Source organism: Paracoccus tibetensis, assembly GCF_900102505.1.
Lineage (GTDB): Bacteria > Pseudomonadota > Alphaproteobacteria > Rhodobacterales > Rhodobacteraceae > Paracoccus > Paracoccus tibetensis.
In genome coordinates this window covers 90,127-111,899 of record NZ_FMVT01000007.1, presented here as the reverse complement: position 1 = coordinate 111,899, position 21,773 = coordinate 90,127, and the positions used below count along the sequence as shown (strand labels likewise).

Annotated in this window: 23 protein-coding genes; 20 read left to right on the top strand and 3 right to left on the bottom strand. The window is 68.9% G+C overall.

The genetic code is table 11. The features are described from left to right. The first annotated feature begins 62 nt into the window (after window positions 1-62). The 7 genes from BLP73_RS11335 to BLP73_RS11305 all read left to right on the top strand — a co-directional run bounded on the left by BLP73_RS11335 (window position 63) and on the right by BLP73_RS11305 (window position 3,441). Window positions 63-497, top strand: a complete 435-nt coding sequence (locus BLP73_RS11335; protein WP_090744265.1) for a VOC family protein — start codon at window positions 63-65, stop codon at window positions 495-497. Beyond that, on the top strand, window positions 487-1,173 hold the full coding sequence (locus BLP73_RS11330; protein WP_090744262.1) for a glutathione S-transferase family protein: 687 nt from the start codon (window positions 487-489) through the stop codon (window positions 1,171-1,173). The genes BLP73_RS11335 and BLP73_RS11330 overlap by 11 nt, the downstream gene beginning before the upstream one ends. Window positions 1,174-1,256: 83 nt before the next feature. Next, complete coding sequence (locus tag BLP73_RS11325) at window positions 1,257-1,706, top strand: DUF1810 domain-containing protein (RefSeq protein WP_090744259.1); 450 nt, start codon at window positions 1,257-1,259, stop codon at window positions 1,704-1,706. After that, window positions 1,703-2,023: a hypothetical protein gene (locus BLP73_RS11320; protein WP_090744257.1), complete on the top strand. Its 321-nt coding sequence runs from the start codon at window positions 1,703-1,705 to the stop codon at window positions 2,021-2,023. The genes BLP73_RS11325 and BLP73_RS11320 overlap by 4 nt, the downstream gene beginning before the upstream one ends. Window positions 2,024-2,093: 70 nt before the next feature. Next, on the top strand, window positions 2,094-2,798 hold the full coding sequence (locus tag BLP73_RS11315) for a gamma-glutamylcyclotransferase (RefSeq protein ID WP_175453332.1): 705 nt from the start codon (window positions 2,094-2,096) through the stop codon (window positions 2,796-2,798). 160 nt (window positions 2,799-2,958) lie between these two features. Beyond that, entirely contained in the window at window positions 2,959-3,159 is a 201-nt protein-coding gene (locus BLP73_RS11310) for a hypothetical protein (RefSeq protein ID WP_090744251.1), read from the top strand. A gap of 72 nt (window positions 3,160-3,231) precedes the next feature. Continuing rightward, a complete protein-coding gene (locus tag BLP73_RS11305) occupies window positions 3,232-3,441 on the top strand; it encodes a hypothetical protein (RefSeq protein ID WP_090744248.1) in 210 nt (69 codons plus the stop codon). A gap of 101 nt (window positions 3,442-3,542) precedes the next feature. Here BLP73_RS11305 and BLP73_RS11300 read toward each other — a convergent pair whose 3' ends face one another. Genes BLP73_RS11300 through BLP73_RS11290 form a run of 3 tightly spaced genes read right to left on the bottom strand, consistent with a single transcriptional unit; the run spans window position 3,543 to window position 6,066 of the window. Then, entirely contained in the window at window positions 3,543-4,172 is a 630-nt protein-coding gene (locus BLP73_RS11300; protein ID WP_090744246.1) for a 2-dehydro-3-deoxy-6-phosphogalactonate aldolase, read from the bottom strand. Continuing rightward, the gene (locus BLP73_RS11295; protein ID WP_090744243.1) at window positions 4,169-5,068 is read right to left on the bottom strand and encodes a 2-dehydro-3-deoxygalactonokinase; all 900 of its coding nucleotides are present in this window, start codon (window positions 5,066-5,068) and stop codon (window positions 4,169-4,171) included. The genes BLP73_RS11300 and BLP73_RS11295 overlap by 4 nt, the downstream gene beginning before the upstream one ends. A 56-nt stretch (window positions 5,069-5,124) precedes the next feature. Beyond that, window positions 5,125-6,066 (bottom strand): LysR family transcriptional regulator, encoded by a 942-nt coding sequence (locus BLP73_RS11290; protein ID WP_090744239.1) that lies wholly within the window; start codon window positions 6,064-6,066, stop codon window positions 5,125-5,127. 112 nt (window positions 6,067-6,178) lie between these two features. Here BLP73_RS11290 and chvE point away from each other — a divergent pair, with 112 nt between their 5' ends. The 13 genes from chvE (at window position 6,179) to BLP73_RS11225 (ending at window position 21,352) form a co-directional block, all read left to right on the top strand. Continuing rightward, window positions 6,179-7,231, top strand: coding sequence for a multiple monosaccharide ABC transporter substrate-binding protein (gene chvE / locus BLP73_RS11285; protein ID WP_090744236.1), 1,053 nt, complete (start codon window positions 6,179-6,181; stop codon window positions 7,229-7,231). 96 nt (window positions 7,232-7,327) lie between these two features. Next, window positions 7,328-8,842, top strand: coding sequence for a multiple monosaccharide ABC transporter ATP-binding protein (mmsA, locus tag BLP73_RS11280; protein WP_090744234.1), 1,515 nt, complete (start codon window positions 7,328-7,330; stop codon window positions 8,840-8,842). A 9-nt stretch (window positions 8,843-8,851) separates the two neighbouring features. Continuing rightward, on the top strand, window positions 8,852-10,039 hold the full coding sequence (gene mmsB / locus BLP73_RS11275; RefSeq protein ID WP_245686635.1) for a multiple monosaccharide ABC transporter permease: 1,188 nt from the start codon (window positions 8,852-8,854) through the stop codon (window positions 10,037-10,039). 3 nt (window positions 10,040-10,042) lie between these two features. Then, entirely contained in the window at window positions 10,043-11,032 is a 990-nt protein-coding gene (araD1, locus tag BLP73_RS11270) for an AraD1 family protein (protein WP_090744231.1), read from the top strand. A gap of 7 nt (window positions 11,033-11,039) precedes the next feature. After that, on the top strand, window positions 11,040-12,782 hold the full coding sequence (gene araD, locus BLP73_RS11265) for an L-arabinonate dehydratase (protein ID WP_090744619.1): 1,743 nt from the start codon (window positions 11,040-11,042) through the stop codon (window positions 12,780-12,782). Next, window positions 12,782-13,693, top strand: a complete 912-nt coding sequence (locus tag BLP73_RS11260; protein ID WP_090744228.1) for a Gfo/Idh/MocA family protein — start codon at window positions 12,782-12,784, stop codon at window positions 13,691-13,693. Before araD ends, BLP73_RS11260 begins: the two co-directional genes overlap by 1 nt. Window positions 13,694-13,791: 98 nt before the next feature. Next, complete coding sequence (ytfQ, locus tag BLP73_RS11255) at window positions 13,792-14,745, top strand: galactofuranose ABC transporter, galactofuranose-binding protein YtfQ (protein WP_175453331.1); 954 nt, start codon at window positions 13,792-13,794, stop codon at window positions 14,743-14,745. Window positions 14,746-14,793: 48 nt separating this feature from the next. Next, window positions 14,794-16,287, top strand: coding sequence for a sugar ABC transporter ATP-binding protein (locus BLP73_RS11250; protein ID WP_090744222.1), 1,494 nt, complete (start codon window positions 14,794-14,796; stop codon window positions 16,285-16,287). Continuing rightward, on the top strand, window positions 16,284-17,291 hold the full coding sequence (locus BLP73_RS11245) for an ABC transporter permease (RefSeq protein WP_090744219.1): 1,008 nt from the start codon (window positions 16,284-16,286) through the stop codon (window positions 17,289-17,291). Before BLP73_RS11250 ends, BLP73_RS11245 begins: the two co-directional genes overlap by 4 nt. Then, on the top strand, window positions 17,288-18,262 hold the full coding sequence (gene yjfF / locus BLP73_RS11240; RefSeq protein WP_090744216.1) for a galactofuranose ABC transporter, permease protein YjfF: 975 nt from the start codon (window positions 17,288-17,290) through the stop codon (window positions 18,260-18,262). Before BLP73_RS11245 ends, yjfF begins: the two co-directional genes overlap by 4 nt. Then, window positions 18,259-19,101 carry an SMP-30/gluconolactonase/LRE family protein gene (locus BLP73_RS11235; RefSeq protein ID WP_090744213.1) on the top strand — a complete coding sequence of 281 codons (843 nt, stop codon included), beginning with the start codon at window positions 18,259-18,261 and terminating at the stop codon, window positions 19,099-19,101. The genes yjfF and BLP73_RS11235 overlap by 4 nt, the downstream gene beginning before the upstream one ends. Further along, on the top strand, window positions 19,098-20,084 hold the full coding sequence (locus BLP73_RS11230; protein WP_090744209.1) for an aldose epimerase family protein: 987 nt from the start codon (window positions 19,098-19,100) through the stop codon (window positions 20,082-20,084). The genes BLP73_RS11235 and BLP73_RS11230 overlap by 4 nt, the downstream gene beginning before the upstream one ends. A 92-nt stretch (window positions 20,085-20,176) precedes the next feature. Then, complete coding sequence (locus BLP73_RS11225; protein WP_090744207.1) at window positions 20,177-21,352, top strand: nucleotide sugar dehydrogenase; 1,176 nt, start codon at window positions 20,177-20,179, stop codon at window positions 21,350-21,352. Window positions 21,353-21,773 lie beyond the last annotated feature (421 nt).

Genomic DNA, 21,773 nt, shown 5'->3' with positions numbered 1-21,773 from the left:
CACCTGTGCCTAAGCTGTCAAGCAAGACGGACTCACTGCACCACGAAACGCGGAGAACGCACATGCCCCAGATGATCTTCGTCAACCTGCCCGTGGCCGATCTGGACCGCGCCCGGGCCTTCTACGAGGCGATCGGCTTCACCACCGAGCCGAAGTTCACGAACGACCGCGCGGCCTGCATGGTCCTGTCGGAGACGATCTACGTGATGCTGCTGACCCATGACTTCTGGGCCGGCTTCACCGACCGCCGCCGCGTGGACGCGCGGACCGAGGCGCAGGTGCTGCTCTGCATCAGCCGCGACGACCGCGGGGCCGTGGACGCGATCACCGCCGCCGCGGTCAGGGCCGGCGGGACGGCCGATCCCTGCCCGGTGCAGGACCACGGCTTCATGTATGGCCGCAGCTTCGCCGATCCCGATGGCCACATCTGGGAGCCGATGTGGATGAGCGCCGAGGCGGTCGAGCAAGGACCGGCGGAGATGTCCCATGCCGGTTGATCCCGCCGCCCCGATCACCATCACCGCCTATGACTGGGTGCCGGACTTCGCCAAGGGCCAGGTGCGCGACCTGCGCGTGCGGTGGGCGCTGGAGGAGGTCGGCCAGCGCTACGCGGTCCGCCTGCTGCCGCAGGGCGCGCAGAAACAGCCCGCGCATCGCGCGCTGCAACCCTTCGGGCAGGTCCCGACCTACGAGGAGGAGGGGCTGACCCTGTTCGAGAGCGGCGCGATCGTCTGGCACATCGCCGAGCGCTTCCCCGGCCTCATGCCCGCGGGCGCAGCGGCGCGGGCGCGCTCGCTGGAATGGACCTTCGCAGCGATGAACACGCTCGAGCCGGTGATCACCGACCGGGCGATGGCGACCCTCTTCGAGGCCGGCGAGCCGTGGTCCGCGCCGCGCCTGCCCTCGATCGACGCCCGCATCGAGGAGCGGCTGCGCGAGGCCGAGGATCGGCTGGCGGACGCGGAGTGGTTCGCCGGCGCCTTCGGGCCGGGCGATCTGATGATGGTCTCGGTCCTGCGGATGCTCGACGGCACGCCGCATCTGGCCAGCCATCCGCGGCTGGCGGATTTCGTCGCGCGCGGCACGGCCCGCCCGGCCTTCCAGCGGGCGATGGCCGATCATCTGGCGGGCTTCACCGGCCAGCCACCGGCCGCCTTCGCGGAGGCGAGCTGAGGGCGCCGCGGGCGGGCGGGCAGGGCGAACCCCGCCCCGCCCCGCGCGTTGATCCCGGCCCACAGGCCGCAAAGGATGCCCGCATGTTCCCCGACGCCGACGATCCCGCCTCGCTCGACCGCTTCCTCGCCGCGCAGGACGAGCTTTACGCGCAGGCGCTGTCGGAGCTGCGGCGGGGGCGCAAGCAGAGCCACTGGATGTGGTTCATCTTCCCGCAACTGCGCGGCATCGGCCGGTCGGCGACGGCCGAGTTCTTCGGCCTCGCGGACCTGGCCGAGGCGCAGGCCTATCTGCGCCATCCCGCGCTCGGCCCGCGGATTGTCGAATGCGCCGAGGCGGTGCTGGAGCACGGCGAGCTGCCGGCCGAGCGGATCATGGGCGGCATAGACGCCATGAAGCTGCGCTCGTGCGCGACACTGTTCGCCGCGGTGCCGGGCAGCGGCGACGTCTTCGACCGCGTGATCGCGACCTTCTTCGGCGGCGAATCCTGTCCCCGGACGCGGGCGATGCTGGCGGGCCAGGACTGGGCATGAGCCCGCCGCCGCCGCCGCGCACGCCCGACGGCCGCTACATCGTCGTGCGCGGCAGGCTGTGGCGTGCGGCCAATCCCGGCCTCGACGAGAAGACCCGCGCCCGGCTCGTGGCCGAGCTGATGACGGCCCGGCGCGAGGTCGGCGCGGCGCTGGCGGCCAAGGATGCCGCGGCCGAGGCCGAGGCGCGGGGCCGCGTGGACGCCGCGAAGATCGCCCTCGGCGAGCGCGGCCCGGTCTGGTGGACAGACGGCGCGCCGGACCAGAACCGCCGGATGGCGCGCAACAGCTCCTATGCAGCCTGGTTCGAGGGGCTTTGACCTGCGCAGCCCTTCCCGCGCCCGCTGCCTTTTGCGACAAGGGTCTGTCCAACCGCCCCGAGTCGCGCCCATGTCCACGCCCCGCCCGCTGACCCTGACCGACGCGCATGTCGCGCGCGTGGCGCCGGGCGAGGGGCTGCTCTACGATCCGTCCTGGCGGATGCTGGAGGACGCCGATCTCGACCGGCTGGCGGCCCTGCTGACCGAGGGGCGCCCCCGCCCGATCCCCATCTTCGCCTATGGCTCGCTGATCTGGAACCCGGACTTCGCCGTCGGCGCCCGCCGCCGCGGGATGGCCCTTGGCTGGCACCGGGACTTCTCGATCTCGCTGAACCATTTCCGCGGCACGCCCGAACGGCCCGGCCTGATGCTGGCGCTGGCCTCGGGCGGCAGCTGCGAGGGGCTGGTGATGGAGATCGCGCCGGGCACCGAGACGGCGTCCCTGCGCAGCATCCTGCGGCGCGAGCTTGTGGCGCATGAACTGGCGGCGAACGCCCGCTGGATTGAGGTCCGCACCGAGCGCGGCCTCGAGGAGGCGCTGACCTTCTACGCGGACCCGGTCGAGCTGCAGATCGCGCGGCTCGGCATCACGCACCAGGCGCGCCGGCTGGCGCAGGCCGCGGGCGCGGCCGGATCGGGGGCCGAGTACCTGCTGCGCACCGCGCGCGGACTGGCCGAGCACGGCATCCACGACGACTACATCTGGACGCTCCAGCACCTCGTCGCGGTCGAGATCGACGCCCTGCATCCCGACGGGCGGCAGGCCGCGGTCTAGGACCGGCGCGTTCGCGCACGGCGCGAGTGTGGCGTCATGTGTCGGTCTCGGTGGTCCTCACGGCGACTTGCGACCGTCACACAATTTGTCGGAACATTTGAGGTGAATTTCTCACGCACTGCGTTAGTCTGGCATCGCATTAACCGACAGGACGATTGACATGCCCGACGCTCCGAACAGTGCGGATCTCTGCCTTCGCATGACGGCCGACGATCTGCAGCTGATTATGTCTGCGCTCGATGCCTATTCGCACAACAAGGATTACGTGGACCTTCTCGACCGCCTGTCCCAGCAGATGCCGGCCCCTCGGGTGGGCCAGAGGATGCGCCCGCGCAACAGCCTCGAGGCCTCGAATTTTTAACTTATTATAAAGCACTAGCAGTCAACTTATTGGTATGGTCTAATCCGGCGGTATCCACTCTCGGAGGTGCTCATGACCGTCTATCGCTTTCGCGCCATCCGCAGAGCGGACGGTGTGGTCCTGCACAGCGACACCATCAACGACGCGCTGAACGCTGGAATCGAGCCGATGCGGCTGGCCGTCGTGGCGGCGCTGCTGCATTCGCATCCCGAGGCGCGGGGGCTGACCTACGACGACATCGACGTCGAGATCGCGCCCGAAGCTGATTCGCATTCCGGCTGAAACGGCGGCCACCAGATCGCGCTTTGGATGTCGGCCCGAGCTGGCGGACGCAGCGCCCGGGTGAGCGCCTCACAGCCGCACGTTGATCGCGATCTGGGCGCCTAGGCTCCGGCCAGGGCGGCGTCGAGAGCCGCGACGATGCGGCCCGCCTGCCGGTGCACCTCGGCCGCGCCCTGTCCCGGGCGGTAGAGCGCGGTGCCGAGGCCGAAGGCGCCGGCGCCGGCGCGCAGGTAGTCCATCATGTTGCCGGCATCGACGCCGCCGACCGCGCCGATGACGGTGCCGGCCGGGAGGATCGGGCGCATCCCGGCGATGCCGGCGGGGCCGAGCACGTTCGCCGGAAAGACCTTCAGCGCCGAGGCGCCGGCCTCCAGCGCGTCCAGCGCCTCGGTCGGGGTCAGCACGCCCGGCATGGTGACCATGCCCAGGCTGGCGGCGCGCGCGATGACCTGCGGGCGCATGTTGGGGCTGACGAAGAGCCGGCCGCCGGCGGCATGGACGGCCTCGGCCTCGGCGACGGTCAGGATCGTGCCGCCGCCGACCAGCGCGTCGCGACCGAAGTCGCGGGCGAGACGCGCGATCGAGTCGAGCGCGTCGGGCGAGTTCAGCGGCACCTCGATCGCCTCGATGCCGGCCTCGATCAGGGCGGCGGCGACGGGCGCGACCTCGTCCGGCGTGATGCCGCGCAGGATCGCGACCAGCGGGCGGTTGAGGCGGGGCCAAGGGGTCATGCGTCGCTCCAGATGCGCGAGCCGGCGAGGGCGAGGCCGCGGCGGCTGGCCTCGGCCGCGTCGGCCGTGGTGAAGGGGATGCCGGCGCGGGTCAGCGCGGCGGCATAGAGCGCCAGCAGCGGTCCGGTGCCGGCCAGCAGCAGGGGCGCGTCGATCCGCGGGGACAGCGCGCCGATCTCGGCGCCGATCAGCAGGCCGGAAAGATGCGCGTCCCCGTCCCGCGGCGCGGCAAGGTCCAGAAGCTGCCCCGCGCGCAGCTCGAAGAGGCGCGTCAGGACGGCGGCAGGCGCGGCGAGGACGAGGTCCAGCGCGGCGAGGAAGGCCGGATGGTCGGGCGGCGTCGGCGGAGCGTCCGGGACCGAGTGGCGCAGGACCGTGTGCTGCGAGAGAGCGGCGTAAAGCTCGCCGGTCATGACGGTGGTGAAGCGGGTGACGGCGGGGCCGTCCATCCAGACCCACTTGCTGTGCGTGCCGGGCAGGCAGACGAGGCGCGGACCCTTCGCCGGCGGCAGGCCCAGAAGCTGCGTCTCCTCGCCGCGCATCACGTTCGGGGCCGCGGGATCGGACTGGCAGAGGCCGGGTAGGATGCGGATGTCGCCCTCGGTCGGAACGCGGATCGCCGCCTCGTGCAGGCGGTCCAGCCGGGCCGGCAGGGGCAGGTAAGGCGCCTCGATCCAGCCCTGCCGGGCGCCGGCCATCCCGCAGATGAGGACGGGAAGGTCGGCGGCGGCGCCGGCGCTGGCAAGGTGGCGGGCCAGCACCTCGGGAAAGCGGCCCGCCGAGGGGGTCATGCCGTCGGGGCCGGCGCTCTGGCCGCAGATGGCGCCCGCCGCGTCCAGCAGCCACAGCCGGAAGCTGGTCGTCCCCCAGTCCACGGCGGCGAAGGCTGGCTGCATCGCGTCACTCCTCTTTGCGCCAGAGGTAGCGGGGCGGGGCCGGCGCGGCAAGCGGATCAGGCGGGCGCGAGGCCGGTCTTCTCGATCACCCGCGCCCTCACGCGCTGCGCGAGCTGCGACAGCGGGCGGCGGCGCAGGTTCAGAAGGAAGTAGGGCGCGACCCGGATCTCGCGCTGGCACTCCAGCAGCGCGAAGCCCGCCCCGACCGGGGCGCGGCGGAGCAGCAGTCCCACCTCTTCCGAGACCGAGGCGACGGCGTTGCTTTCGGCCAGGTAGGCCATGGTGAAGACAATGGAGGCAGACGAGACGATGTTGCGCGGCTCGGGCAGGCCGACCGAGGCAAAGGCCTCCAGCGTCGCCTCGCGGATCGGGGCGCCGCGCTGCTGCATGATCCATTCGTATTCCCCCAGCTCGGTCAGGGTGACCATCGGCGCGCGGGCGAGGGGATGGCCGGCGCGGGTGCAGAAGGCGACCTTCTCGTCGCGCATGGGCAGGATCTCGAAGTCGCGGCTGTCGAACTCGGGCAGGATGCGGGCCAGCGCGAAGTCCATCTCGCCCGCGGTCAGGTGCTGAAGGAGATCGCGCGAGGGCATGACGTCGACGGTGATGTCGGCTTCTGGCATCTCGTGCTTGATCTCGCGGATGGCGGGCACGAGATAACCGACCGCCGGGCCGGTCACGGCGCCGACATGCACCGCGCCCGCATGGCCGCCGCGCAGGGCGGTCACGTCGGCGGCCATGTTGCCCATCTCGCGCAGGATGGTGCGGGCGCGGCGGATGACGGCGGTGCCGATCTCGGTCGGGGCCATGCCCGTGGGCGCGCGCAGGAACAGGGGCGCGCCCAGCTGCCGCTCGGTCTCGGCCAGCATCCGGGATGCGGCGGGCTGCGTCATGCCGCAGGCGCTGGCGGCCTGCTGAAGGCGGCCCGTTTCGGCGATCCGCAGGATCAGGCGAAGCTGCGCGGGTTTCAGCTGCAGGCGGGCGAGGGATTCGGACATATCATTTCCGGTATGAGGTCGGGCCGTAATGTCATTTTACGATCATGTGCTGGGCGCGCTACAACTTTTGTCACAAGAAGGCGCCGGAGGGGGCGCCGCAGGGGAGGACGACATGACTTCGATCAAGACCGCCGCGCTGGCGTTCGGCATCTCGTGGCTGGCCGTCGCGGCCTCGGCCCAGACCATCGGCATCTCGATGCCGACGCAATCCTCGGCCCGCTGGATCGCGGACGGGGCCAACATGGTCGAGCAGTTCGAGGCCGCGGGCTACGAAACCAACCTGCAATACGCTGAGGACGACATCCCGAACCAGCTGGCGCAGGTCGAGAACATGATCACGCAGGGCGTGGACGTGCTGGTGATCGCCGCCATCGACGGCACCACGCTGTCGAACGCGCTGGCCAACGCCGCCGCATCCGACATCCGCGTGATCGCCTATGACCGGCTGATCCGCGACACGCCGGATGTCGACTACTACGCAACCTTCGACAACTTCCAGGTGGGCGTGCAGCAGGCCAACAGCCTGGTGCAGGGCCTCGAGGAGCGCTTCGGCGACGTGAACCCCTGGCATGTCGAGCTGTTCGGCGGCAGCCCGGACGACAACAACGCCTATTTCTTCTATGACGGCGCCATGTCCATCCTGCAGCCGCTGATCGACGAGGGGCGGATCGTGATCCCCTCGGGCCAGCAGGGGATGGAGACGGTCGGCACGCTCAGGTGGGACGGCTCGGCCGCGCAGGCGCGGATGGATAACCTTCTGTCGGCGAACTACACGCAAGAGGTCGTCCACGGGGTCCTCTCGCCCTATGACGGGCTGTCCATCGGCATCCTGTCGTCGCTGAAGGGCGTCGGCTACGGCTCGGGCGATCTGGAGATGCCGATCGTGACCGGCCAGGACGCCGAGGTGCAGTCGGTCAAGTCCATCCAGGCGGGCGAGCAGTATTCGACCATCTTCAAGGACACGCGCGAATTGGCCCGCGTCACGGTTGGCATGGTGGACGCGATGCTGAAGGGCGGCGAGCCCGAGATCAACGACACCGAGACCTATGACAACGGCGTCAAGGTGGTCCCGTCCTACCTGCTCGAGCCTGTGCCGGTCGATGCCTCGAACTACCAGGAAATCCTGGTGGACAGCGGCTACTACACCGCCGAGCAGCTTCAGTAACAGCGCGGGCCGCCCCCCTCCTGCATGGAGGCCGGGCGGCCTGATTTCGCCCTGCGGCCGCCCCTGACGGGATGCGGCCCGGCAAGGAACGACCCGATGAGTGCCCTTCTTCAGATGCAGAGCATCTCCAAGACCTTCCCCGGCGTGAAGGCCCTGGACAATGTCAGCATCGACGTCGCCCCCGGCGAGATCCACGCGATCTGCGGCGAGAACGGGGCGGGCAAGTCCACGCTGATGAAGGTGCTGTCGGGCGTCTACCCGATCGGCAGCTACGACGGACAAATCACCTATGACGGCGAGGTGGTGAACTTCCGCGACATTCGCGACAGCGAGGCGAAGGGCATCATCATCATCCACCAGGAGCTGGCGCTGATCCCGCTTCTGACCATCGCCGAGAACATTTTTCTGGGCAACGAGCGCGCCAGGGGCGGGGTCATCGACTGGCCCGAGACCTTCCGCCAGACCGAGGCGCTGCTGGCCAAGGTCGGCCTGCGCGAGGCGCCCGGCACCATCGTCGGCAAGCTGGGCGTCGGCAAGCAGCAGCTCGTGGAAATCGCCAAGGCCCTGTCGCGCAACGTGCGGCTGCTGATCCTCGATGAGCCGACCGCCGCCCTGTCGGAAAGCGACAGCCAGGCGCTGCTGGACCTGCTGCTGGAGCTGAAAGGGCAGGGGGTCACCAGCATCATCATCAGCCACAAGCTGAACGAGGTGCGCCGGGTGGCGGACCGCGTGACGGTGATCCGGGACGGTGCCACGATCTCGACGCTGGACGCAAAGGGCCTGACCGAGGACAAGATCGTCCGCGACATGGTCGGCCGCGACATGGCCCACCGCTACCCCGAGCGCGAGCGGCGCGCGGGCGAGGTGGTCTTCGAGCTGAGGAACTGGAACGTCTGGCATCCCGAGCAGCGCGAGCGGCAGATGATCCGCGACGTGTCCCTGACCGTGCGCGCGGGCGAGGTCGTCGGCATCGCCGGCCTCATGGGCGCGGGCCGCACGGAACTGGCGATGAGCGTCTTCGGCCGTAGTTATGGCCGCAACATCAGCGGCCAGGCCTTCGTGCGCGGGCAGGAGGTGGACGTTTCCACCGTGGACCGCGCGATCAAGGCCGGGCTGGCCTATGTCACCGAGGACCGCAAGACGCTTGGGCTTATCCTCGAGCAGACGATCCGGCGAAACACGATCCTGGCCAACCTCGACGGCGTCTCGCGCCGCGGCGTCGTGGATGAGAGCCGCGAGACCGAGGTGGCCGAGAAGTACCGCAGCGCGCTGCGGATCAGGACGCCCTCGGTCTTCCAGAAAGTGATGAACCTCTCGGGCGGCAACCAGCAGAAGGTCGTGCTGGCGAAATGGCTCTTCACCGCGCCGGACGTTCTGGTGCTGGACGAGCCGACGCGCGGAATCGACGTGGGCGCGAAATACGAAATTTACAACATCATCAACGATCTGAGCCGCGAGGGCCGCGCCGTCGTCATGATCTCGTCCGAAATGCCCGAGCTCTTGGGCATGTGCGACCGGATCTACGTGATGAACCAGGGCGGCTTCGTGGGCGAGCTGACGGCCGAAGAGGCCAGCCAGGAAGCGATCATGTCGCTGATCGTCAGGGAATAGGAGGACAGCGTGGAACGCACCGAAAGCGCGCCCCGCACGGGTCTGGGCGAATATGTGGCGCGGCACATCCGCGAATACGGGCTTCTCTTCGCGCTGATCGCGATCATGGCCTTCTTCCAGATTGTCACCGGCGGCGTGCTGCTGCGCCCGGTGAACATCACCAACCTGTTCCTGCAGAACAGCTACATCATTATCATGGCGCTCGGCATGCTGCTGGTGATCGTGTCGGGCCATATCGACCTGTCGGTCGGCTCCGTCATGGGCTTCATCGGAGCGCTGGCCGCCGTGATGATCGTGCAGATGGGGATGCCAGTCTGGCAGGCGATGGTCGTCTGCATCATCACCGGCATGGCGATCGGCGCGGTGCAGGGCTATTTCGTCGCCTATTGGAAGATCCCCTCGTTCATCGTAACGCTGGCGGGGATGCTGGTCTTCCGAGGCCTGTCGCTGTGGCTCTTGGCCGGGCAGTCGGTTGGCCCGTTCCCGCAGAACTTCCAGCAGCTGTCCACCGGCTTCATCGCGGACCCCTTCGGTTTCGACCGCCCGAACGGCCTGGCGCTGGCGGTGGGCGTCTTGTCGGTGCTGCTGATCCTGTGGATCGGGCTGCGCGCCCGCGCCCGCAACCTGCGCTACGGGATGGAGGACGAGCCCTTCGCGCTGTTCCTCATCCGCAACGGCATCATCGCCGCCGCGCTTCTGTTCGTGACCTGGAAGCTGGCGTGGTTCCGCGGTTTGCCGAACGTGCTGCTGTCCATGGTCGTGCTGACGGTGATCTACGTCTTCCTGACCGAGCGGACCACCATCGGCCGGCGCGTCTACGCCACCGGCGGCAACGCCAAGGCCGCAAAGCTCAGCGGCATCAGGACCGAGCGGCTCACCTTCCTCGTCTTCGTCAATATGGGGCTGCTGGCGGCGCTGGCGGGGCTGGTCTTTGCCGCCCGCCTCAACACCGCCACCCCCCGCGCGGGCTTCGCGGTCGAGCTGGACGTGATCGCGGCGGTCTTCATCGGGGGCGCCTCGATGTCCGGGGGCGTCGGCAAGATCGTCGGCGCGGTCGTGGGCGCCTTCATCATGGGCGTGATGAACAACGGCATGTCGATCATGGGGATCGGCATCGATTACCAACAGGTCATCAAGGGGCTGGTGCTGCTGGCTGCCGTCTTCTTCGATGTCTACAACAAGAACCGTGAGGGCTGAGCCATGTGGTTGTCGCAACTGACGCTGAAGGACGGCCGCCGCGCCGTCGCCGCCCGGATGGACGATCAGGCGCATCTGGTCCCCGGCGTGGAGACCACCCGCCAATTGGCGCTGGCCGCGCTGGCGGCGGGACGGGGTCTCGAGGCCGAGGTGAAGACGCGCGGCGCCGGGATCTCGGTCGATCTGGCCGCCGCGCTGGACGAGGGGCGGCTGCTGCTGCCGCTGGATCACGAGGACCCGGCGCATCTGCACCTGACCGGGACGGGCCTGACGCATCTGGGCAGCGCCTCGGCGCGTGACAAGATGCATGCCAGCATGGATGCGGGCGAGCTGACCGACAGCATGAAGATGTTCCGCATGGGTCTGGAGGGCGGCAAGCCCGAGGCCGGTCGGATCGGGGCGCAGCCGGAATGGTTCTGGAAGGGCAACGGCTACAATGCCGTGGCGCCGGGCCAGCCGCTGGCCTCGCCTGGTTTCGCGCTGGATGCGGGCGAGGAGCCCGAGATCGCGGGGCTCTACATCGTGGCCCCCGACGGGCGCCCGGTTCGGCTTGGCTTTGCGCTGGCCAACGAATTCTCGGATCATGTGACCGAGCGCGGGAATTACCTGTGGCTCGCCCATTCCAAGCTGCGTCCCGCCAGCTACGGCCCCGAGATGCTGGTCGGCGATCTGCCACAGAACGTCGAGGGCACCAGCAGCCTCATCCGCGACGGCAAGACGATCTGGGAAAAGCCGTTCCTGTCGGGCGAGGCGAACATGTCCCACACGCTGGCGAATCTGGAGCATCACCATTTCAAGTACGGCCTCTTCCGCCGCCCCGGCGATGTGCACGTCCATTTCTTCGGCACCGCGACCCTCAGCTTCGCGGACGGGATCAGCACCGAGGCGGGCGACCGGTTCCGCATCGTCTGCCCGGATTTCGGCTTGCCGCTGACCAACCCGCTGACGGTCGAGGCTGCGGATCCCGCGCCCGTGCCCGTCCTGGCCCTGTGAGGCGATGATGACATTCACCCCCGCCCCCTGGCCCCGGAAGCTGCGATCCCAGGAATGGTATGGCGGCACGTCGCGCGACACGATCTATCACCGCGGCTGGCTGAAGAACCAGGGCTACCCCCATGACCTGTTCGACGGGCGCCCGATCATCGGCATCCTCAACACCTGGTCGGACCTCACCCCCTGCAACGGCCATTTGCGCGAACTGGCCGAGAAGGTGAAGGCGGGCATCTGGGAGGCCGGAGGCTTCCCGGTCGAGGTGCCGGTCTTTTCCGCCAGCGAGAACACCTTCCGCCCGAGCGCGATGATGTTCCGCAACCTCGCGGCGCTGGCCATCGAGGAGACGATCCGCGGCCAGCCGATGGACGGCGCGGTGCTGATGGTCGGCTGCGACAAGACCACGCCCTCGCTGATGATGGCGGCCGCATCCTGCGACATCCCCTCGATCGTCGTGACCGGGGGGCCGATGCTGAACGGCTATTTCCGCGGCGAGCGGGTCGGCTCGGGCACGCATCTGTGGAAGTTCTCCGAGGCCGTGAAGGCCGGGCTGATGACGCAGGACGAGTTCCTCGAAGCCGAGGCTTCCATGTCCCGCTCCAGCGGCACCTGCAATACGATGGGCACGGCCAGCACCATGGCCTCGATGGCCGAGGCGCTTGGCATGGCGCTGTCGGGCAATGCCGCGATCCCGGCAGTGGACAGCCGCCGCCGCGTGATGGCGCAGATGTCAGGGCGGCGGATCGTGCAGATGGTCAAGGACGACCTGAAGCCCTCGGACATCATGACCAAGCAGGCCTTCGAGAACGCGATCCGCGTGAACGGCGCCATCGGCGGGTCCACCAACGCGGTCGTGCATATGCTGGCGATGGCGGGGCGCGTGGGGATCGACCTGACGCTGGACGATTGGGACCGCTGCGGGCGGGACGTCGCGACCATCGTGAACCTGATGCCCTCGGGTCAGTACCTGATGGAGGAGTTCTTCTATGCCGGCGGCCTGCCCGTCGTCATCAAGCGGCTCGGCGAGGCGGGGCAGCTGCACATGGACGCGCTGACCGTCAGCGGCCAGACGATCTGGGAAGAGGTGCGCGACGTCGTCAACTGGAACGAGGACGTCATCCGGCCGGTCGAGAATCCGCTGACCCCGCAGGGGGGGATCGCCGTGGTCAAGGGCAACCTTGCGCCGAACGGCGCGGTGCTGAAACCCTCGGCCGCCAGTGCGCATCTGCTGACGCATCGCGGCCGGGCGGTCGTCTTCGAGGACATCGACGACTACAAGGCCAAGATCAACGACGAGGATCTCGACATCGACGAGACCTGCGTGATGGTGCTGAAGAACTGCGGGCCGAAGGGCTATCCGGGCATGGCCGAGGTCGGCAACATGGGCCTGCCGCCCAAGGTGCTGCGCAAGGGCGTGACCGACATGGTGCGGATCTCGGACGCGCGCATGTCGGGGACGGCTTACGGGACGGTCGTGCTGCACACCTCGCCCGAGGCGGCGGCCGGGGGGCCTCTGGCCGTGGTGCGGAACGGCGACATGATCGAACTGGACGTGCCGAACCGGCGCCTGCATCTGGACATCCCCGCCGACGAGCTGGCCGCGCGGCTGGCCGCCTGGCGCCCGCTGCCCGACCAGCCGACCAGCGGCTACGCCTGGCTGCACCAGCAGCATGTGATGGGCGCCGATACCGGGGCGGACATGGACTTCCTGAAAGGTTGCCGGGGCAACGCGGTCGGGAAGGACAGCCACTGATGAAACTCGCGCTCGTCGGCATCGGGAAGATCGCGCTGGACCAGCATGTGCCGGCGCTGGCCGCCAGCCCGGACTGGGAGTTGGCGGCGACGGTCTCGCGGCACGGCACGGTCGAGGGCGTCGAAGCCTTCACCGACATCGACGCGATGCTGGCGGCGCGGCCTGATGTGGAGGCAGTGAGCCTCTGCCTGCCGCCGGTGCCGCGCTTTGCCGCGGCCGAGGCGGTGCTGCGGGCGGGCCGTCACTTGATGCTGGAAAAGCCCCCCGGCGCGAGCCTGTCCGAGGTTCATGCGCTGGAGGCGCTTGCGCGCGAGGCGGGCGTCACGATCTACGCCACCTGGCATTCGCGCATGGCGCTTGGCGTGGCAGCGGCGAAGCGGTGGCTGGCCGGGCGCGAGGTCAGAAGCGGCAAGATCACCTGGCGCGAGGATATCCGGCACTGGCATCCGGGGCAGGACTGGATCTTGGAGGCCGGCGGCATGGGCGTCTTCGATCCCGGAATCAACGCCCTCTCGATCCTGACCGAGATCCTGCCGCAGCCGGTTCACCTGCAAGCGGCCGAGCTGGATTTCCCCCAGAACCGGCAGGCGCCCATCGCGGCACGCCTGCAGCTGTCGGGCGGGATAGAGGCGGATTTCGACTTCCTCCAGACCGGTCCGCAGACCTGGGACATCGAGCTTTCGACCGATGCCGGGCCGGTGGCGCTGCGGATGGGGGGCAACGTCCTCGAGACCCGAGGGCAGCCCGCCGAGGGGCAAGAGGACATCATGCAGGAATATCCGGCGCTTTACGCCCGGATGGCGGAGCTGGTGCGCGCGGGCGCGTCCGAGGTCGATCTGGCGCCGATGGTGCTGGTCGCGGACGCCTTCACGCTCGGCCGCCGCAACACGGCCGCGTCCTTCGACTTCTGAAGGGCGCCGCACGCGGGAAGGCCCGCCCCCCGACAGGATGGGGGACGGCAGGGAAGACCCGACGCGCCGCAGGGGCGCCAACTTCTTGGGAGGGAATGATGAGCAAACTCACTTTGGGGGCCTCGGCGCTGGCGCTGACGGTCATGGGAACGGCCGCGGGCGCGCAGGTCGTGGGCTTTTCGCAGATCGGCTCGGAATCGGGCTGGCGCGCGGCCGAAACGACGCTGACCCGGCAGCAGGCCGAGGAACGCGGCTACCAGCTGCAATTCTCGGACGCCCAGCAGCGGCAGGAGAACCAGATCGCTGCGATCCGGTCCTTCATCGCGCAGGGCGTGGACGCGATCCTGCTGGCGCCGGTGGTGGCGACGGGCTGGGATTCGGTGCTGGAGGAAGCGCAGGAGGCCGAGATCCCGGTCGTGCTGCTGGACCGGCAGGTGGACAGCGACGAGAGCCTCTATCTGACCGCCGTCGGCTCGGATCTGGTGCACGAGGGCGAGGTCGCCGGGCAATGGCTGGTCGATGAGGTCGCCGGCGAGGAATGCCGCGTGGTCGAGCTGCAGGGCACGACCGGCTCCAGCCCCGCCATCGACCGCAAGACCGGCTTCGAGAATGCCATCGAAGGTCATGACAACATCGAGATCGTGCGCAGCCAGACCGGCGATTTCACCCGCGCGCTCGGCAAGGAGGTGATGGAAAGCTTCCTGCAGGCCGAGAATGGCGGCGCGGACATCTGCGCGCTCTATGCCCATAACGACGACATGGCGGTGGGCGCGATCCAGGCGATCAAGGAAGCCGGGCTGCAGCCGGGTACCGACATCCTGATCGTGTCCATCGACGCTGTGCCCGACATCTTCCAGGCGATGGCGGCAGGTGAGGCAAATGCCACGGTCGAGCTGACCCCGAACATGGCCGGCCCGGCCTTCGACGCGCTGGAAGCCTATTGGGCCGACGGCACCGAGCCCGAGAAGTTCATCCAGACCGAGTCGCGCCTTTACACGCAGGCCGACGATCCGGCCGGCGAATACGAGCGCCGCAAGGATCTGGGCTATTGACCCGCGGGGCTGCCCTTCGGGGCGGCCCCTCCTTTTCGGGAGGTGAGGATGCTGCTGTCGATCCGGTCGCTGACCAAGGTCTTTCCCGGCACGCGGGCGCTGGACGGCGTCGATCTGGACCTCCATGCCGGCGAGGTGCACGCCCTTCTGGGCGAGAACGGAGCCGGGAAGTCGACGCTCATCAAGTGCCTGACCGGCGCCTATGCGCGCGACGGCGGGGTGATCACGATGGAGGGCGCGGCCATCGACCCGCGCTCGACGCTGGAGGCGCAGGGGCTGGGGATCGGGACGGTCTATCAGGAGGTGAACCTTCTCGAGAACCTGACGGTCGCGCAGAACCTGATGTTCGGGCGCGAGCCGCGCAAGTGGGGGCTGGTGGACAGCCGCGCGCTGCGGCGGCAGGCGCAGGCGGTGTTGGGGCAGTACGGGCTCGACATCGACGTGGACCGCGACCTCGGCAGCTACCCGGTCGCCATCCGGCAGATCGTCGCCATCGCGCGGGCGGTCGAGATTTCGGGCAAGGTGCTGATCCTGGACGAGCCGACGGCCAGTCTGGACGCCCGCGAGGTGGCGATGGTCTTCGACGTGGTGCGCGGGCTGCGGGCGCGCGGCATGGCGATCGTGTTCGTCTCGCATTTCCTCGATCAGGTGTTCGAGCTGGCCGACCGGGTGACGGTGCTCAGGAACGGCCGCCGCGTCGCCAGCCAGCCCGTTGCCGAGCTGACGCGGATGAGCCTCGTCGAGCAGATGCTGGGCAGGGCGCTGGAAGAGGTGGTGGAGGCCCCGCATGAGGGCAGCGAGGCCGCGCCCCCGCTGCTGCATTTCACGGGCATGGGGCGCAAGGGCGTGATCGAGCCCTTCGACCTGACGGTTGGCGCGGGCGAGGTCGTGGGGCTGGCCGGGCTTCTGGGGTCGGGCCGGACCGAGACGGCCGAGCTGCTGTTCGGCATCCGCCCGGCGCAGAGCGGCACGGCGCGGGACGCCAACGGCGACATTGTGCTGAGCAACCCCCGCACAGCCATCGCGGCGGGCTTCGGCTTTGCGCCCGAGGATCGCAAGCTGGACGGGATCGTCGGCGATCTGTCGGTGCGCGAGAACATCATCCTTGGGATGCAGGCGCAGCGGGGCTGGGCGCGGCCGATCCCGCGCGGCCAACAGAACAAGCTGGCCGAGGACTACATCAAGCGGCTCGACATCCGCACCTCGGACCGGGAAAAGCCCATCGGGCAGCTCTCGGGCGGCAACCAGCAGAAGGCCGTGCTGGCGCGCTGGCTGGCGATGAACCCGCGCTTCCTGATCCTGGACGAGCCGACGCGCGGCATCGATGTCGGCGCCCATGCCGAGATCCTGCGCCTGATCGGAGAACTGACCCGTGCCGGCATGTCGGTCCTGGTCATCAGCAGCGAGCTGGACGAGCTGGTGGCCGTCGCCGACCGCGTGATCGTGCTGCGCGACCGCCGCCATGTGGCCGAGCTGACCGGCAGCGCGGTGGGCAGCGACCGGATCATGCAGGCCATCGCCAGCGAGGGAGAAGCCGCATGAGCGTCCTGCAACGCATCGCCCCGCAGCTGATCGCGCTGGCGGCGCTGATCGCGCTCGTGTCGATCTTCTACCCGGCCTTCCTGTCTGTCAGCTACGAGAACGGCCGCCTCGTCGGGCCGGTCATCGACATCCTGAAACGCAGCGCGCCAGTGGCCTTGCTGGCGGTGGGGATGACGCTGGTCATCGCGACGCGGGGGATCGACCTGTCGGTCGGCACGATCATGGCGATCTGCGGAGCCGTCGCGGCCTCGGCCGTGGTTTCGGGGCAGGGGGCGGTGGTTGCCGTCGCGCTGGCGCTGGCGGCGGGGATCGCGGCGGGGGTCTGGAACGGCGTGCTGGTCGCCATCGTCGGCATCCAGCCCTTTGTCGCCACGCTGATCCTGATGACGATGGGCCGCGGGATCGCGCAGCTCATCACCGAGGGGCGGATCCTGACCTTCTCCGATCCGGGGCTGGCCTTCCTCGGGTCCGGCACCGCGGCGGGGCTGCCGGTGCCGACCTGGATCTGGCTGGGCGCGGCCATCGCCGTGACGCTGCTGATGCGCCGCACCGCGCTTGGCCTTCTGATCGAGGCCATCGGCATCAACCGCCGCGCCGCCCGGCTGGCCGGGGTCAACGCGACCGTGCTGCTGATTGCGGTCTATGCGGCCTCGGGTCTCTGCGCGGCGTTTGCCGGGATCATCGTCACCGCCGACATCCGGGGCGCGGATGCCAACAATGCCGGCCTCTGGCTGGAGCTGGACGCGATCCTCGCCGTCGTGATCGGGGGCAACTCGCTGCTGGGCGGGCGGTTCTCGGTCATCGCCTCGGTGCTGGGGGCGCTGATCATCCAGACGATCAGCGCGGGCATCCTGCTGGCCGGATTCCCGAGCGAATACAACCTCATCATCAAGGCCGGGCTGGTGCTGGTGATCCTGATCCTGCAATCGCCGCGCATCGCCGCCGAGTGGCGCCTCTGGCGCGAGAGCCACCGGGCCGAGGCTCGGGAAAGGGCCAAGGCATGAACACCCGCGCCCTGCCGCTTTACGCGACGATCCTGATTTTCCTGGCCGCCTATGCGCTGGCCTTCACACAGTTCCCGAACATCCTCTCGACCCGCGTCGTGGGAAACCTGCTGACGGACAACGCTTACCTCGGCATCGTCGCGGTGGGGATGACGCTGGTGATCCTGTCGGGCGGGATCGACCTGTCGGTGGGGGCGGTGATCGCCTTCTCGGGCGTCTTCATAGCGGTGATGCTGCGGGACACGGGCCTGCACCCGCTGCCGGTCTTCGCGATCCTCTTGGTCCTGACCACCTGCTTCGGCGCCGCGATGGGCTTCCTGATCCACCGCCTGGCGATGCCCGCCTTCATCGTGACGCTGGCCGGCATGTTCCTGGCGCGGGGCGCGGCCTACCTGCTGTCGGTCCAGTCCGTGCCGATCACCCATCCCTTCTACCGCACGCTGACCGACGCCTACTGGCTGATGCCGGGGCGCGGCCGGCTGACGCTCATCGGCTGCCTGATGCTGGCCGTCTTCGTGCTTGGCATGGTCATCGCCCATCGCACCCGCTTTGGCGCCAGCGTCTATGCGCTCGGCGGGGGCGAGGCGACGGCGCGGCTGATGGGCGTCAACCTCGGGCGGACGACGGTGCTGGTCTATGCCTTTTCGGGCGCGATGGCGGGGCTGTCGGGGATCGTCTTCTCGGTCTATACCGGCTCGGGCTATTCGCTGGCGACGGTGGGGACCGAGCTGACGGCCATCGCCGCCGTGGTCATCGGCGGCACGCTGCTGACGGGGGGCTCGGGCTATGTCTTCGGCACGCTGGTCGGCGTTCTGACCATGGGGCTGATCCAGACCTATCTCGTCTTCGACGGCACGCTGTCGTCATGGTGGACCAAGATCGTCATCGGCCTGCTGCTTCTGGCCTTCATCCTGCTGCAGAAGGGGCTTCTGACCCTGTCGCAGACACGCCTTGCCAAGGGGACCGCATGAACGCTTTCGACGACCGCCGCTGCGAGCTGGGCGAGGGGCCGCTGTGGCACCCCGAGCGCGGACATTTCCTGTGGTTCGACATCCTGGGCCAGCGGCTTCTCGCCCGCGAGGGGCGGCGTGCGCGCGAGTGGAAGCTGGACCGCATCGCCTCGGCCGCCGGTTGGATCGACCGCGAGCGGCTGATGGTGGCGACGGAGACCGGGCTGGCGGTGCTGGACCTCGGGACCGGGGCGCTGGAGGATCTGGCCGCGGTCGAGGCCGAGGATGCCGGCACCCGCTCCAACGACGGGCGGGCCGACCGGCAGGGCGGCTTCTGGTTCGGCACGATGGGCAAGCGGGCCGAGAAGCGGCGCGCCGCGATCTATCGCTGGCACAGGGGCGAGCTGCGTCAGCTGGTGCCGAACATGACCATCCCCAACGCGATCTGCTTCGCTCCGGACGGGCGGCGCGCCTATTACGCCGACACCGAGGAGAGCACCGTCTGGAGCCAGCCGTTGGACGCCGAGGGCTGGCCTGCGGGCGAACGGCGAGTCTTCCTGGACCTTGCGCCTGAGGGGCTGAACCCCGATGGCGCGGTTGTCGATGCCGAGGGCGGGCTGAACGTCGCGCTCTGGGGCAAGGGCTGCGTGCGCCGCTACGACGAGGCGGGCCTGGTGACGGACGAATACGGCGTTCCGGGCAAGCACAGCAGCTGCCCGGCCTTCGGCGGCGCGGACATGCGCGACCTGCTGGTGACGACCGCGCTGGAGGGGATCGAGGCGCCGGACGCCCTGCAGGGCCTGCCCTATCTGCTGCGCGCCCGCGTCCCCGGCCTGCCCGAGCCGAGGGTGATCCTGTGAGCTGGACCCTTCCGGACGGCCGCCGGGTCGAGGCGATCACCCTGCAGGGCGGCGGCCTCACCGCGCGCATCCTGACGCTCGGCGCCATCGTGCAGGATCTGCGGCTGGAGGGGGTGGCGCATCCGCTGGTCCTCGGCTGCCCCGAGCCGGCGGATTACTTCGGCCCCGGCCGCTATCTCGGCGCCATCGTCGGCCGCTTCGCCAACCGCATCGGCGGCGCACGCTTCACGCTGGACGGCGCCGAGCATCAGGTCAGCGCCAACTTCCGCGGCCGGCACCTGCTGCATGGTGGCGCCGAGGGGACGGACGTCCAGATCTGGCAGATCGACGAGCAGGATGCCGACCGCGCCCGCCTCTCGCTGGTCCTGCCCGACGGGCACATGGGCTTTCCCGGCGAGATGCGGATTGCCTGCACCATCACGCTCGCGGACCAAACGCTCGGCTTCGAGCTGGAGGCGGTGTCGGACAGGCCGACGCCCTGCAACCTGACGCATCACGGCTATTTCGATCTGGACGGGCAGGGGGACATCCGTCGCCACCGCGTCCGGATCGACGCGCCATCCTACCTGCCGGTGGACGACGACCTCATCCCGACCGGAGAGATCGCGCCCGTGCCGGCGACCCCCTTCGACTTCCGCCGCGCGCGCGAGGTCGGGGATGCGGGCTATGACCACAATTTCTGCCTCTCGGACGGCGATCTGCCGCAGCGCGAGGTGGCCGAGGTCGAGGGCCGCTCGGGCCTGAGGATGCAGGTCCTGACCACCGCGGCGGGGCTGCAGTTCTACGATGGCGTGCAACTGAAGGACGTGCCGGGGCTGGACGGCCGGGTCTACGGCCCCCATGACGGCTTCGCGATGGAGGCGCAGGGCTGGCCCGACAGCGTCAACCAGCCAGGCTTCCCGCAATCCATCCTGCGTCCGGGCGAGACTTGGCGGATGCAGGTGCAGTACCGCTTCGACGCCGCCTCGGCGGGCAGAAGCTGATTCTCGCGATCTTTTGCCGCCGCTGCACTGGCGCCTGCCGCACAGGACGCTAGCATCCGCGCGAATCAGGATACGGCAAAGAAAGCGAAAAGATGACGAAGCGGAAGATTGCGGTGGCCGGGCTCGGCTATGTCGGGCTGTCGAATGCGGTGCTGCTGGCGCGGCAGAACAGCGTCTGCGCCATCGACATCGACGCCCGCCGGGTCGAGATGCTGAACGCCCGCCAGTGCCCGATCCACGACCCCGAGATGGCGCGCTTCCTGACCGAGGAGCCGCTGGACCTTGCGGCAACGACCGACGCCGAGACCGCCTATACCGGCGCAGACTTCGTGATCGTCGCGACGCCCACCAACTACGATCCCAAGACCAACTTCTTCGACACGTCCAGCGTCGAGGCGGTCATCAAGCTGGTCACCCAACTGGCGCCCGAGGCGGTCATCGTCGTCAAGTCGACCGTGCCCGTCGGCTTCGTGAAGGACGTCTCGGCCCGGCTCGGCACGGAGCAGGTGATCTTCAGCCCCGAGTTCCTGCGCGAGGGTCGCGCGCTGCAGGACAACTTGCACCCCTCGCGCATCGTCGTGGGCGAGAACAGCCCGCGCGGGCAGGCCTTTGCCGACCTGTTGGCCGGGGCCGCGTTGGACAAGGATGTGCCGGTGCTGCTGACCGGCCCAACCGAGGCCGAGGCGATCAAGCTCTTCGCCAACACCTTCCTTGCCCTGCGCGTCGCCTATTTCAACGAGCTGGACAGCTACGCGCTGACCCATGACCTCGACTCGCGCCAGATCATCGAGGGGGTCTGCCTCGATCCGCGCATCGGCCATCACTACAACAACCCGTCCTTCGGCTATGGCGGCTACTGCCTGCCCAAGGACAGCAAGCAGTTGCTGGCGAATTACGAGATCGTGCCGCAGAACCTGATCGCCGCTGTGGTCGAGGCGAACCGCACCCGCAAGGACGTCATCGCGGACGACATCCTGTCCCGCCGGCCGAAGGTGGTCGGCATCTACCGTCTGGTGATGAAGGCGGGCTCGGACAATTTCCGGCAGTCGGCGGTGCAGGGGATCATGAAGCGGCTCAAGGCCAAGGGCGTCGAGGTGATCGTCTTCGAGCCGGCGATGGAGGAGGAGCGTTTCTTCGGCTCGCGCGTGCTGCGCGATCTCGACGCCTTCCGCAGCGAGGCCGACGTCATCGTGGCGAACCGCCACAGCCCCGATCTGGATGGCGTGCCCGAGAAGGTCTACACGCGCGATCTTTTCGGCAGCGACTGACGGGCGGGGGCTTCCAAGGAAAAACCCGCCGGCGTGACGCTGGCGGGTAAGGATTGAGCGCGGGCCGGTTGCGAACCGACGGCCGGCACGTCTGCATAAGCTTCTCCGACGTAGTCAGCGCCGGTGCTTCAGGCTTTTCCGCGCTCTCGAAACCGCGCAGGCGGTTTCGGGAGAGCGGTGGCATCCGATGATGTGGTGCCTCCCTGTTCTCAGGAAGCCACAGCAGCAGGCACCGGGCAAGAGCATTTGCCCGAGAGGGTGACATTTGCACAAATCGCAACGCGCGTGACCCGAAAAGCGTTGCGAAACATGCCCTAAGCGTGATTTGCATGCGACCCACCGCCCCGGTCCTGCCGCTTTTGCGAGCAGTTCTTTCGGCAGCCCCTGCGCGCGGCCAATTTGACTGCACGAATCAGTCGAA